13 protein-coding genes are annotated in these 17930 nt (G+C 55.2%); 5 read left to right on the top strand and 8 right to left on the bottom strand.

The window, feature by feature from the left end; translation table 11 throughout:
• Positions 1-68: 68 nt before the first annotated feature.
• Positions 69-2681: an aminopeptidase N gene (gene pepN / locus G7090_RS07865; protein WP_166182037.1), complete on the bottom strand. Its 2613-nt coding sequence runs from the start codon at positions 2679-2681 to the stop codon at positions 69-71.
• 264 nt (positions 2682-2945) lie between these two features.
• Between pepN and pncB the strand changes: the two genes are divergently transcribed.
• Positions 2946-4148: a nicotinate phosphoribosyltransferase gene (pncB, locus tag G7090_RS07860; RefSeq protein WP_166182036.1), complete on the top strand. Its 1203-nt coding sequence runs from the start codon at positions 2946-2948 to the stop codon at positions 4146-4148.
• A gap of 56 nt (positions 4149-4204) precedes the next feature.
• On the opposite strand, the gene G7090_RS07855 is transcribed toward pncB, so the two are convergent.
• The 4 genes from G7090_RS07855 to dpaL form a co-directional block, all read right to left on the bottom strand.
• Entirely contained in the window at positions 4205-5368 is a 1164-nt protein-coding gene (locus G7090_RS07855; protein WP_166185150.1) for a M20 aminoacylase family protein, read from the bottom strand.
• Positions 5369-5386: 18 nt separating this feature from the next.
• The gene (locus G7090_RS07850; protein WP_166182035.1) at positions 5387-6625 is read right to left on the bottom strand and encodes a Zn-dependent hydrolase; all 1239 of its coding nucleotides are present in this window, start codon (positions 6623-6625) and stop codon (positions 5387-5389) included.
• 23 nt (positions 6626-6648) lie between these two features.
• On the bottom strand, positions 6649-7938 hold the full coding sequence (locus tag G7090_RS07845; protein ID WP_166182034.1) for an aromatic amino acid transport family protein: 1290 nt from the start codon (positions 7936-7938) through the stop codon (positions 6649-6651).
• A 117-nt stretch (positions 7939-8055) separates the two neighbouring features.
• On the bottom strand, positions 8056-9258 hold the full coding sequence (dpaL, locus tag G7090_RS07840) for a diaminopropionate ammonia-lyase (RefSeq protein ID WP_256367594.1): 1203 nt from the start codon (positions 9256-9258) through the stop codon (positions 8056-8058).
• Between the two features lie 218 nt (positions 9259-9476).
• Here dpaL and G7090_RS07835 point away from each other — a divergent pair, with 218 nt between their 5' ends.
• The 4 genes from G7090_RS07835 to aspC all read left to right on the top strand — a co-directional run bounded on the left by G7090_RS07835 (position 9477) and on the right by aspC (position 14575).
• Entirely contained in the window at positions 9477-9938 is a 462-nt protein-coding gene (locus G7090_RS07835) for an Lrp/AsnC family transcriptional regulator (protein WP_166182032.1), read from the top strand.
• A 175-nt stretch (positions 9939-10113) separates the two neighbouring features.
• Positions 10114-11514, top strand: coding sequence for an asparagine--tRNA ligase (gene asnS, locus G7090_RS07830; RefSeq protein ID WP_106992603.1), 1401 nt, complete (start codon positions 10114-10116; stop codon positions 11512-11514).
• Positions 11515-12120: 606 nt separating this feature from the next.
• Complete coding sequence (locus G7090_RS07825; protein ID WP_106992602.1) at positions 12121-13200, top strand: porin; 1080 nt, start codon at positions 12121-12123, stop codon at positions 13198-13200.
• Positions 13201-13384: 184 nt separating this feature from the next.
• Positions 13385-14575 carry an aspartate transaminase gene (aspC, locus tag G7090_RS07820; protein WP_106992601.1) on the top strand — a complete coding sequence of 397 codons (1191 nt, stop codon included), beginning with the start codon at positions 13385-13387 and terminating at the stop codon, positions 14573-14575.
• A 97-nt stretch (positions 14576-14672) separates the two neighbouring features.
• Here the strand turns inward: aspC and G7090_RS07815 are convergent, their stop codons facing one another.
• From G7090_RS07815 to ldtD, 3 genes are all read right to left on the bottom strand, one after another.
• On the bottom strand, positions 14673-15320 hold the full coding sequence (locus G7090_RS07815; protein WP_106992600.1) for an MBL fold metallo-hydrolase: 648 nt from the start codon (positions 15318-15320) through the stop codon (positions 14673-14675).
• A 19-nt stretch (positions 15321-15339) separates the two neighbouring features.
• Positions 15340-15888: a YcbK family protein gene (locus G7090_RS07810; RefSeq protein ID WP_106992599.1), complete on the bottom strand. Its 549-nt coding sequence runs from the start codon at positions 15886-15888 to the stop codon at positions 15340-15342.
• 177 nt (positions 15889-16065) lie between these two features.
• Complete coding sequence (gene ldtD / locus G7090_RS07805) at positions 16066-17889, bottom strand: L,D-transpeptidase (RefSeq protein ID WP_166182031.1); 1824 nt, start codon at positions 17887-17889, stop codon at positions 16066-16068.
• Between the last annotated feature and the right edge of the window lie 41 nt (positions 17890-17930).

The raw sequence follows: 17930 nt of genomic DNA, 5'->3' as shown, positions 1-17930 counted from the left end.
GGTACAAACAATAAAAACGGCAACCTCTGGTTGCCGTTTTGCCTTTACCTTGCCACCGGGCATTTCTTTTAGGCTAAAGCCTTACTGATCTTCTCGTACAGATCCCCGGACAGATTCTCCAGCCCTTTCAACTGCTCCAGCGCCGCACGCATCTTCGCCTGACGCGTGGCATCGTAGCGTTTCAGACGGATCAGCGGCTCAATCAGACGTGACGCCACCTGCGGGTTACGGCTGTTAAGCTCGGTCAGCATCTCCACCATAAACTGGTAGCCGCTGCCATCTTCCGCATGGAAGGCGGCCGGGTTGCTGCTGGCGAAGGCACCGATCAGGGAGCGGACGCGGTTCGGGTTGCTCAGGGTGAATGAGCGGTGCTCAAGCAGGCTGCGCACCTTGTTCACCACGTCGGCGGCCGGGCTGGTGGACTGCAGAATGAACCACTTGTCCATCACCAGACCGTCCTGATGCCACTTGTCGTCATACTCCTGCATCAGGGCATCACGGCACGGCAGCTCTGCGGCTACGCTTGCAGCCAGCGCGGCCAGCGCGTCGGTCATGTTGTCGGCAGTGTGATACTGCTGGCTGACCAGCTCGTTGGCGAGCGCGGTTTCGCCAAACGCCAGATAGCGCAGGCAGGTGTTACGCAGCGCGCGCTTGCCGATATCGGCATGCTCAACCCGGTAAGCATCCAGCTTGTGGTGGTTGTAGATAGCGAGGAACTCATCTGCCAGCTCGGTCGCCAGGGTACGGGTCAGGGCTTCACGTACGGCCACGATCGCAATCGGGTCGATAATCTCAAACAGCTCGGCGATTTCAGTCGCGGACGGCAGGGTCAGAATTTCAGCCGCCAGCGCCGGGTCGATCGTTTCATCCAGCAGGATCGCACGGAAGGCGTCGGCCACGTGGACCGGCAGAGAGAGCGGCTGGCCCTGCTGATGACGATTTACGTTGAGCTTGATATAGGTTGCCAGCAGGCTCTGCGCGGCATCCCAGCGGGAGAAGTCGTTACGCGCGTGACGCATCAGGAAGGTCAGCTGCTGATCGCTCCACTTGTACTCCAGCTTAACTGGCGCGGAGAATTCGCACAGCAGCGCAGGCACCGGCTGGAACCAGACGTTGTCAAAGACGAAGGTCTGCTCGGCCTGAGTCACGTTCAGCACGTTATGCACCGGATGACCGCCCTTCTGCAGCGGGATCACTTTGCCTTCGTTATCGTACAGCTCAATGGCGAACGGGATATGCAGCGGGTGCTTCTCTTCCTGCTCGGCCGTCGGCGGCGTGCGCTGGCTGATGGTCAGGGTGTACTGCTCGGTTTCCGGGTTGTAGTCGTCTTTGACGGTCACAATCGGCGTACCGGCCTGGCTGTACCAGCGGCGGAAGTGGGACAGATCGACGTTAGAGGCATCTTCCATCGCCTGCACGAAATCGTCGCAGGTGGCCGCGCTGCCATCGTGACGCTCGAAATAGAGCTGCATCCCTTTCTGGAAATTCACTTCACCCAGCAGAGTGTGGATCATGCGGATGATTTCAGAACCCTTCTCATACACCGTCAGGGTGTAGAAGTTGTTCATCTCGATCACTTTATCCGGACGGATCGGGTGCGCCATCGGGCTGGCGTCTTCGGCAAACTGCAGGCCGCGCATGGTGCGCACATTGTTGATGCGGTTAACCGCGCGCGAGCCGAGGTCAGAGCTGAACTCCTGATCGCGGAAGACGGTTAAGCCCTCTTTCAGGCTCAGCTGGAACCAGTCGCGGCAGGTCACACGGTTACCGGTCCAGTTATGGAAATATTCGTGGCCGATAACGCGCTCGATATCGAGGTAGTCTTTATCGGTAGCGGTGTCGGTACGCGCCAGCACATATTTGGAGTTAAAGACGTTGAGGCCTTTGTTCTCCATCGCGCCCATATTAAAGAAGTCGACAGCGACGATCATATAGATGTCGAGGTCATACTCAAGGCCGAAACGCTCTTCGTCCCACTTCATGGAGTTGATGAGCGAGGTCATCGCCCACGGCGCGCGATCGAGGTTGCCGCGATCGACAAACAGCTCCAGCGCCACTTCACGGCCGGAACGGGTAGTGAAAGTGTCACGCAGGACGTCAAAATCACCCGCCACCAGCGCAAACAGGTAACAGGGTTTCGGGAACGGATCCTGCCACTGCACCCAGTGACGACCGTTTTCCAGATCGCCTTCACCGACGCGGTTGCCGTTGGAGAGCAGGAACGGATAGGTGGCTTTATCGGCAATGATTTTGGTGGTGAAGCGGGCCAGTACATCCGGGCGATCCAGGTACCAGGTAATGTGACGGAAACCTTCCGCTTCACACTGGGTACAGAGCGCGACACCCGACTGGTATAACCCCTCCAGCGCGGTGTTGGACGCCGGGCTGATTTCGTTGACGATGCGTAAGGTAAAACGCTCCGGCAGGTTGTCGAGCACCAGCTGGTTGTTTTCTTCTTTATAGTCAGTCCATGCGGTGTCGTTAACGTGCACCGACACCAGGGTCAGATCTTCGCCGTCAAGACGCAGCGGCACCGCCGTGGTGTTATGGCGTGTTACCTGGCTGACCGCCGTGACAACGGTTTTGGTGGCATCCAGGTCAAAAGTCAGGTCGATATCGCTAATCAGGTAATCGGGCGCACGGTAGTCGTGGCGGTATTTGGCTTGAGGCTGTTGTGTCATAGAAAACCTTTTGCATCGTTTGTCGAATAACGAACCAGTCTATTCCTGTTGTGTAAAACGCGCTATGCAGAATGTTCATCTTTTCAGTCACAAACACTCTATTTGCTACATTTATATAACATGCGGCACGAAATGCACTCGACCCTGGTTCAGGCTTATGGTGTGATCGGGGTTCAATAAATCGCTAAACAGGGTATACTCCAGCGGTTTCAATAGTTGTTTATTGTACTAAACGCTCCCGTGAGAGGATGCTATTGCGCGCCTATGACTCGATTCGCTTCACCTGTTCTGCATACGCTGCTGGATACCGACGCGTATAAACTGCATATGCAGCAAGCCGTATTTCACCACTACCACGACGTACAGGTCGCGGCCGAGTTTCGCTGCCGTGGTGATGATTTGCTTGGGATCTACGCCGATGCCATTCGTGAGCAAGTCGACGCTATGCAGCATCTTCATCTGCAGGATGATGAATTCCAGTGGCTCTCCGGCCTGCCCTTCTTTAAAGAAGACTACCTCCAGTGGCTGCGGAATTTCCGCTACGATCCGACCCAGGTGCAGATCAGCAATGATAACGGCAAGCTGCATATTCGCCTTGAAGGTCCGTGGCGGGAAGTGATCATGTGGGAAGTACCGCTGCTGGCGGTGATCAGCGAGCTGGTGCACCGCTTCCGTTCCCCGGAGGCCAGCGTTGAGCAGGCATTGGCCACCCTGGAAAACAAGCTGGTTGATTTTGCCGGGCTTACCGAATCGCTGGATATGTCGCGTTTCCGCCTGATGGATTTTGGTACCCGCCGCCGTTTCTCCCGCGAGGTGCAGCAGGCCATCGTTGAGCGACTGCAGCAGGAGCCGTGGTTTGTTGGCACCAGCAATTACGATCTGGCCCGCCGTCTGAACCTCACCCCGATGGGTACCCAGGCCCATGAGTGGTTCCAGGCGCACCAGCAGATCAGCCCGGAACTGGCGACAAGCCAGCGTGCGGCGCTGGCGGCCTGGCTTGACGAGTATCCAGACCAGCTTGGGATCGCCTTAACCGACTGTATTACCATGGACGCCTTCCTGCGCGATTTCGGCCCGGAGTTTGCCACGGCCTATCAGGGGTTGCGCCATGACTCCGGCGATCCGCTGGAGTGGGGTGAGAAAGCGATCGCCCATTATCAAAAGCTGGGCATCGACCCAATGAGTAAAGTGCTGGTCTTCTCCGATAATCTCGACATGCCAAAAGCGGTAGGCCTGTACCGGCACTTCTCCTCGCGCATCAATCTGGGCTTTGGCATTGGTACCCGTTTAACCTGCGATATTCCCCAGGTAAAACCGCTGAATATCGTCATTAAACTGGTGGAATGTAACGGCAAGCCGGTGGCGAAACTCTCCGACAGCCCGGGCAAAACCATTTGCCATGACAAAGCCTTTGTCCGTGCCCTGCGTAAAGCGTTCGACCTGCCGCAGGTTAAAATCGCCAGCTGATTTCCAAAACAAAGGGCCCCTGCAGCGATGCAGAGGCCCTTTTTCTTTCCCTCGCGCTACAGTGGCAGACGGGTTCTGACGATCTCCGCGAAATACTCCGCCCCGGTCAGTAAAATTTCATCGTTAAAGTCATAGCAGGCATTGTGCAGCGGCGTATTGCCCTGCGGGTCCGATGCATCGCCATTACCTAAAAAAACAAAGCAGCCGGGTACCTGCTGCAGGAAAGCACCGAAATCTTCCGAGATCATCATCGGCGCAACGTTGCCCTCCACCCGCTCTGCGCCCACCACATTTACCGCCGCGTTCACGGCCACATCCACGCACTGCTGCCAGTTTACGGTCGGCGCGAACTCATGGGTGTAGCTGAACTCGCACTGCGCCCCGTGCATTGCGCAAATCGCTTGGCTGAGAGTGCGCATCCGCTCCTCGAGTAGGGCCTGCACCGCCGGGGAGTCGCTGCGGGTATCGCCTTTGATTTCGACATGGGTTGGAATAGCATTGCGGATGCCATCGGTGTGCAACTCCGTGCAGGAGATCACCGCCGGTACGTTCGGATCGAGGTTACGCGAGACGATGGTTTGTAGCGCCAGAATAATCTCTGCGGCAATCACCAGCGGATCTTTGGCCATATGTGGTCTTGCGGCATGCGCCCCCTGGCCGGTAATACGGATAATAAAGTTATCTTCGCTGGCCATAATGCCGCCAACCCGGGTGGCGATCGTCCCGGCCTTCATCCCCGGCATATTGTGCAGGCCATAGATCTCTTCAATGCCAAAACGCTCAATGACCCCATCCGCCATCATCGCCTTCGCACCGTAACCCGGCTCCTCGGCTGGCTGGAAAACAAAGCAGACGGTGCCATTAAAGTTCTGGCGCTGTAATAACAACTGCGCCGCCCCCAGCGCAATGCAGGTATGGCCGTCATGACCGCAGCCGTGCATGCGTTCAGGGATGTCCGAGCGATAAGGCATCTCGCCCTTTTCCGTCAGTTGAATGGCGTCGATATCGGCGCGGATCGCGATAACACCCTTACCCTCCCCGCATTTCAGCATCCCCACCAACCCGGTTTTGCCAATGCCACGATGCACCTCCATCCCCATACTCTCGAGTTTTTCAGCAATAAACTGCGCGGTTTTGACCTCTTCAAAGGCGCTTTCCGGGTTGGCATGAAGATGGTGACGCCATGCGATAAGCTGCTGCTTAAGCTGTTCCTGATTCATCATACTCTCCAGTTAAGGTTAAGCCGGGCGCTGAGCGCGCTGTAAAACTACCTGCAGCAGCACGTTGGCACCGGCAATCAGGTCTTTGGGGTCGCTGTGTTCGTTGATGTTATGGCTGATGCCGTCGACGCAGGGGACGAAGATCATCCCGGACGGGCATAGTGAGGCCATAAACTGCGCATCGTGGCCCGCGCCGCTCGGCAGCCTCCGGAAGCTCAGGCCCTGACGCTGCGCCTCGTCTTCCACGGCGTTGACGATGTCATCGGCAAAAATGACCGGATCGAAGCGCACCAGCGACCGGCTGGTAATTTCCACTCCTTCGTCCTGTGCCGTGGTGGCGATAAAATCCGCCAGCCGCTGTTCCGCCAGTTTCAGGATCGCGTTATTGGTATTGCGCAGATCCACCGACATCACCACCTGGTTGGGAATGACGTTAATCAGATTGGGTTTGACGCTGATGTGCCCTACCGTGGCGACCTGATCGCCGCCGAGAGTCATTGCCAGTTCACGGGCAAAAACGGCGATTCTGGCTGCCGCCAGACCGGCGTCGTGACGCATCGACATCGGCGTGGTTCCGGCGTGGTTGGAGACGCCGGTCAGGGTCAGCTCTTGCCATGAGATCCCCTGGACGCCGGTGACTACCCCGATATCGGTTCCCTCTTTATCGAGGATCGGCCCCTGCTCAATATGCAGTTCAACGTAGCTGTCCACCGACATATCGCCAGGCCTGCGTTCGCCTTTATAGCCAATCGCCTGCAGCGCCTCGTCAAGGGTAATACCATCGCGATCTTTCGCCGCCAGCGCCGTCTCCAGAGGATACTCCCCGGCAAACACCACGCTGCCCATCATATCGGGCTGGAAGCGGACCCCCTCTTCATTGGTAAAGAAGGTGACCGCCAGTGGACGCCGGGGGCGGATCCCCGCCTCCTGTAGCGTGGCAATCACCTCAAGCCCGGCCATGACGCCGTAGTTGCCGTCATACAGGCCACCGGTGCCGACGGTATCGATATGCGATCCCATCATCACCATGGGCAGCGCCTCTTCGCCGGCATAGACGCCGGTGACGTTGCCAATCGCATCAATACTGATATCCAGCCCCAGGGCCTTCATTCTGGCGACAACGAAATCCCGGCCTGCTTTATCCTCGGCGGTGGCCGCCAGGCGACAGACGCCCCCGCCCTCCAGCGCGCCGCATTCGCCGAGAGCGAAGAGAGAATCGATAAGCCGCTGGCCGTTAATCTGTAGATAGTGACGCATAAAAGTCTCGCTATTGATCGTGGTTACTGGAACATGCCGTAAAAAATGGCGGATACGGTAATCAACCCAATCAGGGTGACAAAAACGTTGCTGGCTTTGCCGCGGTACGGCGCCAGCGCGGGTAATTTATGGATGGCGTACATGGGTAACAGCAGGAGGATCACCGCCCCGGTGGGGCCGCTGATGTACTCAATGATCCCGAGGATGCTGGGATTTTTGTAGGCGGCGAACCAGCAGGTCAGAACCATAAAAATCAGGATCGCCGCATCAACCGAGCGGATGGCCGGTTTTTTCCCCCGCGCGGCTGCGGCTTCAACGATCAGATCGCGCAGCGATTCATAGGCACCGATATAGTGGCCCAGGAAGGATTTGGTTATGGCGACAAAGGCGATCATCGGTGATAGCCAGGCGATAACCGGAGTATCAAACTGGTTAGCGAGGTACGAGAGGATGGAGAGATTCTGTACCTTCGCCTCCGCCAGCTGCTGTGGCGACAGGCTCAACACGCAGCTGAGCACGAAAAACAGCACCACCAGGGTCATCAACAGGATGCCGTAGCGCTGGATTTGGCCGCATTTACGCTCGGCCAGCGCCAGCCCGTAGCGCTGCTTCTGGCGCACCACCATCGGGGAGATAATCGGGTAGTGGTTAAAGGACATCACCAGCACCGGAAACGTCATCCACAGCGTCACTAACATGCCGTGTCCGTCACCCACCGTACTGAGATTCAGGGTATGCAGGATCGCTCCGTTCCAGTGTGGGATCAGAAACAGCGCCATAAAAATAAGCGAGAGAATGAAGGGGTAAACCAATGCGCTCATCACCCGCATGATCAACCGCTGCCCGAGTCGGACGATAAACATCAGTCCAAGGATCAGCACGATGGCCACTAGCGCCCGCGGCGGTTCCCCTATCCCCAACTGGTGAGTGATAAAACTCTGGGCGGTATTGGTTATCGCCACCGCATACATAATCAGAATGGTGTAAACGGCGAAGAAATAGATGATGGTAAAGACCTTTCCCGCCAGCGCGCCGAAATGCTCCCCTATCGCATCGGTAATGGTGCTTTCCGGAGTATTTGACGAGTAAATAAATCGCGCCAGCCCGCGGTGTGCCAGATACGTAATGGGAAACGCGAGGAGGAAAACAATCAGCAGAGGCCAGAAGCCGCCAATCCCGGCGTTTATCGGCAGAAACAGCACTCCTGCGCCAATTGCCGTCCCGAAGAGGCCAAGTACCCAGACGGTATCTTCGCTATGCCATTTTGCGGGATTGCAACACCCTCTTTCTGTAACAGCATTTTCACTATTCATCGGTCATGTTCTCTCTGTGCATTACGCGATGCCGCGTATGTTTTATTTTCAGAACGCGTGCCATACCGAGGGCCTGTAGGGTAGGTAAGATGGCCCCCTTGTGATTACTGTGGGCGATTAACCGTTACGGCCAAACCAGACTATCTCTTCATAGATATCCGGGGAGGTGTCTCCTTCTGTGCTGATTAACATGACGTGGGCACCGGCGTTGAGGCGCAGTGATTCAGCGAGTTCGCGGTATTCCGGTTGCGTCATCAGGGCATGAAGCACCCCGGCGCCGATAGCGCCAGACTCACCGGAAATAAAAGGCTCATCGGTACCGGGGCGCGGCGCGGCAAGAAGACGCATACCGTTGGCGGCAAGATGGTCATCGGCAGAGATAAAGCAGGTGGCGTGGTCGCGCAGCATCGGCCAGCTGGTAATATTCGGTTCGCCACAGGCCAGCCCGGCCATCAGGGTAGCCATATCGCCCCCCACGCTATGCGGTTGCCCGTCATTGATGACCGCCGAGCGATACAGACAGTTGGCTTTATGCGGTTCCACAATGACGATCGTCGGTGCCTGGTGCTGCATCTTCTCGACAAAATAGCCCATGATGCTGCCCGCGAATGACCCCACTCCGGCCTGTAAAAAGAGATGGGTCGGTAATGGCGCGCCGCTTTGCCGCAGCTGTTCCCAGGCCTCGACGGCAAGGGTCATATAGCCCTGCATAATCCAGGTGGGGATCTGCTCATAGCCCTGCCAGGCCGTATCCTGCAGCAACACCCAGCCCTGCTCGCGGGCCATTTTGTCAGCCAACCGAACGGTATCGTCGTAGTTAAGATCGGTGATGGTGCACTCGGCACCGTGCTGGCGAATATTCTGCGCCCGCACCGACGAGGAGCCTTTCGGCATATAGACCACTGCCCGCAGTCCGAGCTGATCTGCCGCCCAGGCAACGCCGCGTCCGTGATTGCCATCGGTGGCGGTGACAAAAACAATATCTTTTATGCGCGCTTTAATTTCCGCTGAATTAAGGTCGTTAAAACTGAGGCTATTAATGTCGCGTTCGAGCAGGCTGGCGAGATATTTCCCCATGGCATAGGAGCCTCCGAGCCCTTTAAAAGCATTGAGGCCGAATCGCTGGGCTTCATCTTTGATATGCAGCGACCCCAGCCCGAGACGCTGGCTTAAGTGGTTGAGTCTGCGCAGCGGCGTCACCCGGTATTCCGGGAATTTTTGATGAAAAGCCAGCACCTCGCCGCCGACCTGTTCACTGAGCAGGCTGAGGCTCATCCCCTGACCATATCCTTTGCGCCGGGTGTTAAATTGATAATTCATCCTGTCCGTCATATGTGCACCTTTATCGTGTGAATCGCGTGGACTGACTATGTGAAGCGTTCTAACGTTTTCCTGATGCTTGTGATGGTACACTTCGCCCAATGCGTAAATGGCGCAATATTGACCACCAATACGCAACGCTCATCCTCATTTACCTCATTAACGCAACAAAATTGCATTAGTGAGACGGAACACACTGTTTTAAGGCTGTCGACATAATGAAACTGGATACGTGGGATAAAAAAATCCTCACACTTTTGCAGCAGACGAACCGCCTCTCACAGCGGGAAATTGCCGATCGCGTCAGCCTGTCTGCCTCGGCGGTTAATCGCCGGATCGCTGCGCTGGAGGAGGCGGGTATTATCAAGGGCAGCGTCAGCGTGGTGGACGCCAGTAAGGTGGGTCGCCCGATCACCATCATGGTTCAGGTCACTATTGAGAACGAACGTCTGGACCTGCTGGAGGAAGATAAGCAGCGGTTCGTGAATTGTCCGCAAGTGCAGCAGGTCTATTACGTCACCGGAGATTTCGATTTTCTGCTGATGATTAACGTGCGCGATATGGCGGAATACGAGGCGCTGACCCGCGAACTGTTCTTCGCTTCGGGAAATATTAAATCCTTCCGCACCATTGTCTCGATGCAAAATGCTAAGCAGGAGATGACAGTGATGATTGAGTAGTCCACACGAAAGGCAATGACAGAGGGTAAGGAAAGTGTCTGCACTATTATTATTTCCGAAATCCGCGCTTTCATATGCGAATTCTACTTGTCTGATGGAAGATGACAGGTAACATAGATATCCCCCCATTGAAGGGGATACAGATTTTATTATTGGACTACATAGAGAGATTATTATGAGCGTTGTGCCTGTAGCCGACGTACTCCAGGGCCGCGTAGCCGTTGACAGCGAAGTCACCGTGCGCGGATGGGTGCGTACCCGCCGAGATTCAAAAGCTGGCTTTTCTTTCCTCGCCGTTTATGACGGTTCCTGCTTTGATCCTGTACAGGCCGTTATTAATAATTCTCTGCCCAATTACAATCAGGAAGTGCTGCGTCTGACCACCGGTTGTTCCGTAGTGGTCACCGGTAAAATCGTGGCCTCTCAGGGTCAGGGTCAGAGCTATGAACTGCAGGCCACCTCGATTGAAGTGACCGGCTGGGTTGAAGATCCGGATACCTACCCGATGGCGGCAAAACGCCACAGCATCGAATATCTTCGCGAAGTGGCTCACCTGCGCCCGCGTACCAACATGATTGGTGCCGTGGCCCGTGTTCGTCACACTCTGGCGCAGGCGCTGCACCGTTTCTTTGACGAGCAGGGCTACTTCTGGGTCTCCACCCCGCTGATCACCGCCTCCGACACCGAAGGCGCTGGCGAGATGTTCCGCGTCTCCACCCTGGACATGGAAAACCTGCCGCGCACGCCGGAAGGCAAAGTGGACTACGACAAAGATTTCTTTGGCAAAGAGTCCTTCCTGACCGTATCTGGCCAGCTGAACGGCGAAACCTACGCCTGTGCACTGTCTAAAATCTACACCTTCGGCCCAACCTTCCGTGCTGAAAACTCCAACACCAGCCGCCACCTGGCGGAGTTCTGGATGCTGGAGCCGGAAGTGGCCTTCGCCAACCTCGACGACGTGGCTGGCCTGGCGGAAGCAATGCTGAAGTACGTCTTTAACGCGGTGCTCACCGAGCGTGCAGATGACATGAAGTTCTTCGCCGAGCGCGTGGACAGCGATGCGATCTCCCGTCTGGAGCGTTTCGTCTCTGCTGACTTCGCACAGGTGGATTACACTGATGCGGTGACCATCCTCGAAAACTGCGGTCAGAAGTTTGAAAACCCGGTGTACTGGGGTGTTGATCTCTCCTCCGAACACGAACGCTACCTCGCCGAGAAACACTTCAAAGCGCCGGTGGTCGTGAAAAACTATCCGAAAGACATCAAGGCGTTCTATATGCGCCTTAACGAAGACGGTAAAACCGTCGCCGCGATGGACGTTCTTGCCCCAGGCATCGGTGAAATCATCGGTGGTTCACAGCGTGAAGAGCGTCTGGATGTGCTGGATGCGCGTATGGCTGAGATGGGCCTCAACAAAGAGGACTACTGGTGGTACCGCGATTTACGCCGTTACGGCACCGTGCCGCACTCCGGTTTCGGTCTCGGCTTCGAGCGCCTGATCGCTTACGTGACCGGTGTTCAGAACGTCCGTGATGTGATTCCATTCCCGCGTACTCCGCGCAGCGCCACATTCTGATTCAATAACACTCAATGGCCAGCCTCTGCTGGCCATTATTTTATTCTGCACTGTCAACTTTTGTCAGTTGAAAGTCATTCTCCTTAAAGAGCAACCCCGCCGGATCCTCTGCACTGTTACGCTTTATTTCCATGAAACATCTTTGCACACAAAATAAACCGTAGTCTTATTGCGCCTAATACTTATCTCAAGCATTAGCACACTTTTCGTGCAAAAAGTCGGCTATCCAGACGTCCATCATTAGGGATAAGAAAAATAGTTTGCTAATGCTTCGGATCATAAAAAAAGTCATTATCTAAAATTAAGATAAGCAATTCATATAGATAGAATTAGTGAAGCTTTATTTTTCGCCACTCAACTCTGAACTTTGAGATGCCTCACAAAGTTCCTTAAAATACACGTTTTGTTACACATATTTTCTTATTGTAACTGATTCTTTAGGTTTGTAGCACTTTCAGGCTAGCGAAACGTTTATTTGAATGGAAAGATGCCTGTCAGACACATAAAGACACCAAACTCTCATCAATAGTTCCGGAAATATTTATTGACAGAATTTATTGACGGCAGTGGCGAGTGTCATAAAAAAACCAATGAGGGTAATAAATAATGATGAAGCGCAATATCCTGGCAGTGGTTATCCCTGCCCTGCTGGCAGCCGGTGCAGCTAACGCAGCAGAAATCTATAACAAAAACGCTAACAAGCTGGACTTCTACGGCAAAGCAGTTGGTGAGCATATCTGGACCACCAACGGTGACACCAACAACGGTGATACCACCTATGCGCGTATCGGCTTTAAAGGCGAAACTCAGATTAATGACCAGCTGGCCGGTTACGGTCAGTGGGAATACAACATGGACGCCTCTTCTCAGGAAGGTGCTCAGGGTACTAAAACCCGTTTGGCATTCGCAGGCCTGAAAACCGGTGATTACGGTTCATTCGATTACGGTCGTAACTACGGCGTGTTCTACGATGCGCTGGCTTCTACCGATATGTTCGTCATCTGGGGCGGCGACTCCCTGGCTGCTACTGACAACTTCATGACTGCACGTAGCACCGGTCTGGCTACCTACCGTAACTCTGACTTCTTCGGTCTGGTTGACGGCCTGTCACTGGGTCTGCAGTACCAGGGCAAAAACGAATCTGGCCACACCACCTCACGTCAGAACGGCGACGGCGGCAGCTACTCTCTGGGTTATGACTTCGCTGAAGGCTTCAACGTAACCGCAGCCTACTCCAACTCTGACCGCTCTACTGCGCAGAGTGTTGACGGTAAAGGCGAACGTGCTGAAGGCTGGGCAACCTCCGTTAAATATGACGCAAACAACCTGTACGCAGCGGTAATGTACGGCGAATCTCAGAACATGACTCGTGAAAGCGACGACCAGTTCGCTAACAAAACCCAGAACGTTGAAGCTGTGGTTCAGTACCAGTTCGACTTCGGTCTGCGTCCGTCCGTGGGCTACGTTCAGTCCAAAGGTAAAGATCTGACCGCGCGTAACGGTTTCTCCGGTGGCGATGCTGACCTGGTGAAATACGTAGAAGTGGGTACCTGGTACTACTTCAACAAGAACATGAACGTGTACGCTGCGTACCGCTTCAACCTGCTGGATGACAACAACTACACCGAAGCAACTGGCCTGTCTACCGACGACCAGGCGGGCGTGGGTATCGTTTACCAGTTCTAATCAGTACACCACTTTGTTATATGTCTAAAAAACAGGGCTTCGGCCCTGTTTTTTTATGCCCGAAAGCTAAAAATGGCGACTTTTGAAAAGCCGCACGCTTTTTGTAGCAAACGGTTGGCATTTTGTAGAACTATCGTTAACCTGATAGCGGATTTCACTTCCGTAACCACAATGGAACTTCGTCATGTTTGAGAACATTACCGCCGCCCCTGCCGACCCGATTCTGGGCCTGGCCGATCTGTTTCGTGCCGATGACCGCCCTGGAAAAATCAACCTGGGTATTGGTGTCTATAAAGATGAGACCGGCAAGACCCCGGTACTGACCAGCGTTAAAAAAGCTGAGCAGTATCTGCTGGAGAACGAAAATACCAAAAACTACCTCGGCATCGACGGTATTCCGGAATTTGGTCGTTGCACTCAGGAGCTGCTGTTCGGCAAAGGCAACGCGATTATCAGTGATAAGCGCGCCCGCACCGCACAGACCCCTGGCGGTACTGGCGCCCTGCGCGTGGCAGCGGATTTCCTCGCCAAAAATACCAGCGTAAAAACCGTCTGGGTGAGCAACCCGAGCTGGCCGAACCATAAGAGCGTCTTCAACTCTGCGGGCCTGGAAGTGCGTGAATATGCTTACTATGACGCGGCCAACCACACTCTCGACTTTGACGGTCTGCTGGCCAGCCTGAGCGAAGCGCAGGCGGGTGATGTGGTGCTGTTCCACGGCTGCTGCCATAACCCAACCGGCATCGATCCAACGCTGGAGCAGTGGGAACAGCTGGCGAAACTGTCGGTTGAAAAAGGCTGGCTGCCGCTGTTCGACTTCGCTTATCAGGGCTTTGCCCGTGGTCTGGAAGAAGATGCTGAAGGCCTGCGTGCGTTCGCTGCGCTGCATAAAGAGCTGATTGTTGCCAGCTCCTATTCCAAGAACTTCGGTCTGTACAATGAGCGCGTAGGTGCCTGTACGCTGGTGGCTGCCGATGAGCAGACCGTCGATCGTGCGTTCAGCCAGATGAAATCCGTTATTCGTGCTAACTACTCCAACCCACCGGCTCACGGTGCGTCAGTCGTTGCGACTATTCTCAGCAATGACGCCCTGCGCGCTATCTGGGAACAGGAACTGAACGACATGCGTCAGCGTATTCAGCGCATGCGTCTGCTGTTCGTGAACACCCTGGCGGAAAAAGGCGCGGATCGCGACTTCAGCTTCATCATTAAGCAGAATGGCATGTTCTCCTTCAGCGGCCTGACCAAAGAGCAGGTCCTGCGTCTGCGTGAAGAATTTGGCGTGTACGCAGTGGCTTCAGGTCGTGTCAACGTGGCGGGTATGACGCCGGATAACATGGCTCCGCTGTGCGAAGCGATTGTGGCTGTGCTGTAAAACGTTAAGCCGGGCGGCACTGCGTTTGCCCGGCCTACAAAAGCCCGGTCGCCGGGCAAAAAAAAGCCTGCTTAAAGCAGGCTTTTTTAATTCGTCATTACCAGACAGGCATTTCATCCTGCAGGAACGGGTTGTGCAGCCGTTCGTAGCCCAGCGTCGACATCGGGCCGTGGCCGGAGATAAAGGTCACATCATCCCCCAGCGGCAATAACTTCTCTTTAATTGAGCGAATCAGCTGACCGTGATCGCCACGTGGGAAATCACTGCGCCCTACTCCGCCTTTAAAGATCACGTCGCCGGAAATCAGCAGACGCGACTGATCATCAAAGAAGACAATGTGGCCTGGCGTATGGCCCGGGCAATGCAACACCTGTAAAGTCACATTGCCGACGCTGACGCTCTCACCTTCGTTCAGCCAGCGATCTGGCGTCAACGGCAGACACTCATCCAGACCGAACATCCGGCTCTGTGACGGCAAGCCCTGCAGCCAGAACTCATCTTCTTTTTCCGGACCCACAATCGGCACACCGTAGTGTTGCGCCAGCTCGGCCGCAGCGCCCACGTGATCGAGATGACCGTGGGTGAGTAAAATCTGCATTAAGGTCACGCCAGCGGCAGCGACTTCCTGTTTGATCTTCTCTGCATCACCACCGGGATCGACCAGGGCGGCCAGTTTGGTTTGTTCGCACCAGATAATCGAACAGTTCTGGGAGAACGCGGTGACCGGAATAATACGATAGTTCATACTGCTCCTGATTTCGTTATTACCAGTGCCGCAGTGGCCCGGTATCAATATGCACAAAGTTGCTACGTGGGTAATATCCTACACCACCTGCGCGCATAGATAACGCAGCTTTGCGAACATTGGCTAACGAAACGCCTTCAATATGAAAATCCATCGCCTGCCCTTTGGTATGATAACTTTTTTTAGCGACCCCACGGCTGCGGGCGCGTAGTTCGTTATTGGTATCAAGGGAGCGGTAACCAGAGATGAGCTGGACCGGTTTGCGGGTGCCCAGCAGGCCCTGCAGGCGGAAAAGCTGATCGAATAATCCCGGATCGATGGCTTTAATCTTATTTGCGCGGAAATCCCGGAAAAAATGATTAAGCTTTGCTAATTCATCCTGAATATAGCCCCGGCCATCAAAAAACTCGGCTTTTATTGACTCACCTGTATGCAGGTTATTAAGCGTCAAAATGCGTGGTCGAGGGGTAGAGAGCGTAGCAAATGATGGCGTCGGTAAGATGGCAGCGCCCAGCGCAATGCCCCCTAACGCCAGCAACTTACGGCGATTAGCGTCGAATTTATCCATGGTAATCAGGTCTACAGGTCAGTGTTATCGTATAAATGCAATACAGCGCACGAAGGGCACATTACCGGGCAAACCTGTCAGCGTCAAGGCAGCAAAACCAGGAAATACGGGGCTTGCAGCCGCAAACCCCGTATCTTTTCCTGACTCAGGCTACCAGAATTTTCCGAACTTCTTCATTTACCTGATCAATTGCTCTGCCTTGGGCAGAATCTGAGTGTTCGATCGGGCAATCTCATCATAATTGTAAATATCTGTACGATACTGGGTGCGACCATCCTTGCCGACAAACGCGGTCAGATAGTACAGATTAACCGGAATATTTTGGCGGATATTCACATAACGCGTGTCGCCCTGCTTCAGCGCGTCGGAGATTCGTGTGTCGTTCCAGCCTGCATCCTGTAACAGCATGTTAGCCAGTTCTGACGCCTTGTTTACACGCACGCAGCCGGAGCTGAGCGCCCGAGCGTCTTTCTGGAACAGGTTGTGGTTAGGCGTATCGTGCAGATAGATAGCGTCCGAGCTTGGCATATTGAACTTATAGCGCCCAAGCGAGTTATGCGCTCCAGGAGCCTGCTGGAAGCGGAACGGCAGATTAGAAGGCGTGATGGTCGCCCAGTCTACCCGCCACGGATCGATAGCCTCTTTACTGTTCCAGCCCCGCAGAACGGTATAGTTGTGGCGTTCGAGGTATCCCGGGTCATTCCAGAGTTTCGGCAGAATATCATTGCGTGCCAGCGTCGGTGGCACATTCCACGGCGGGTTGACCACCACGTTATTCAGGGCGCTGCTCATCATCGGCGTTTTACGATCCGGACGGCCAACAATGACTCGCGATGCCAGTACCTCATTACCGTTCTGATAATAAACCAGCGAGAAAGCCGGAATATTCACCATAATTCCGGTGGAGAGTGTGGCCGGCAGCAGGCGCAGACGCTGAATATTCAGCGCCAGCACGCCGGCACGCTGGGCTGGTGTGAGATTCAGCGCGTCACGCGTTCCCTGGCCAATCACGCCGTCGGCGCCCAGACCCTGGGTGGTCTGGAAGGCTTTGACCGCTTCAACAAGGCTGCGGTCATAGGAGGCCGGCTTGCTGGAGGCTGGCTTCTTTTTCTTCTCAACCGGTGGGGCTGACGGACTGACAACCACGCTTTGCGGATCGTCACCCGGCAGGGCAATTTTTGGCCCGCCGTCGATCACGCCGGAGCGTTTCAAAATTTCACGCAGGGCCGGAACATCGCTGCTCCACTGCCCCGGGCTCAGTTTGGTGGTGCTCTGCAGCTGCGGCCAGGGTTGCGTATCGGCCACCAGCTCCAGCAGCGACTGATGCATCACCGAATACTGCGGATGCGTCGGCGCAAGTCCGGCAATGAAATGCGGCACCGTCCCGTTATCCAGCGCCAGCTGCCACTGGTTAATCACCGACAGCGGCGGTGTCGCCATCTTGTAAGGTTTGGTGCTATAGAGCCAGCGGTTACCGTTGACCGGGATCCCTGCCACAAACTGCAGATAGCCCATCATCGCATCCGACAGGATCACATCCCGCGCCATTCCGGTTATCTCAGGCTGGGTCAGCAGTTCCACCCAGGCGGTAAATTGCGGCTGGAAACCGGCGATAGCGACTTCGGCAAGCTGTTGCTGGAACGCCCGCACACCATCGCGATCGTCCCACATGGGTTTCATGTCACGTGCGGCATACAGCAGCGTAAGCTGATTAAGATAGACCGGGGAGTAACCCGCAGGCAGAGCCGAGAGCAGCTGCTCGCGACGTTGTTCCGCACTGACATCGGCAGGCAGCGGACGGATACCGGCCATCATGGCGGTGGCTGGCGATTGCTCCAGCGGTTGTGACAGCGACGTAGGCTGCGCGCCCATCGTGGCGGAGCTATCGACCGGAACCAGTTCGGGCTCATCGGCCCGGGCAGAAAACAGTGGAGCCACTACTACCGTCAGGCACAAACTGAGTGCTGACAGCTGACGACCGTACATTTTATTCAGCAACATCCCTTGCCCCCTGTTTGCTTTACGTCGCGCCCTCATCACCG

This window comes from Leclercia sp. 29361 (assembly GCF_011290365.1).
Taxonomy (GTDB): domain Bacteria; phylum Pseudomonadota; class Gammaproteobacteria; order Enterobacterales; family Enterobacteriaceae; genus Enterobacter; species Enterobacter tamurae.
This window is presented reverse-complemented; position numbering and strand designations above follow the sequence as displayed.

Coding starts and splice junctions, on each gene's coding strand:
- G7090_RS07810 (WP_106992599.1), bottom strand. CDS start 15,888: ATGGATAAATTCGACGCTAATCGCCGTAAGTTGCTGGCGTTAGGGGGC.
- aspC (WP_106992601.1), top strand. CDS start 13,385: ATGTTTGAGAACATTACCGCCGCCCCTGCCGACCCGATTCTGGGCCTG.
- G7090_RS07850 (WP_166182035.1), bottom strand. CDS start 6,625: ATGCGTCACTATCTACAGATTAACGGCCAGCGGCTTATCGATTCTCTC.
- G7090_RS07815 (WP_106992600.1), bottom strand. CDS start 15,320: ATGAACTATCGTATTATTCCGGTCACCGCGTTCTCCCAGAACTGTTCG.
- G7090_RS07835 (WP_166182032.1), top strand. CDS start 9,477: ATGAAACTGGATACGTGGGATAAAAAAATCCTCACACTTTTGCAGCAG.
- pepN (WP_166182037.1), bottom strand. CDS start 2,681: ATGACACAACAGCCTCAAGCCAAATACCGCCACGACTACCGTGCGCCC.
- asnS (WP_106992603.1), top strand. CDS start 10,114: ATGAGCGTTGTGCCTGTAGCCGACGTACTCCAGGGCCGCGTAGCCGTT.
- ldtD (WP_166182031.1), bottom strand. CDS start 17,889: ATGTTGCTGAATAAAATGTACGGTCGTCAGCTGTCAGCACTCAGTTTG.
- G7090_RS07845 (WP_166182034.1), bottom strand. CDS start 7,938: ATGAATAGTGAAAATGCTGTTACAGAAAGAGGGTGTTGCAATCCCGCA.
- pncB (WP_166182036.1), top strand. CDS start 2,946: ATGACTCGATTCGCTTCACCTGTTCTGCATACGCTGCTGGATACCGAC.
- G7090_RS07825 (WP_106992602.1), top strand. CDS start 12,121: ATGATGAAGCGCAATATCCTGGCAGTGGTTATCCCTGCCCTGCTGGCA.
- dpaL (WP_256367594.1), bottom strand. CDS start 9,258: ATGAATTATCAATTTAACACCCGGCGCAAAGGATATGGTCAGGGGATG.
- G7090_RS07855 (WP_166185150.1), bottom strand. CDS start 5,368: ATGAATCAGGAACAGCTTAAGCAGCAGCTTATCGCATGGCGTCACCAT.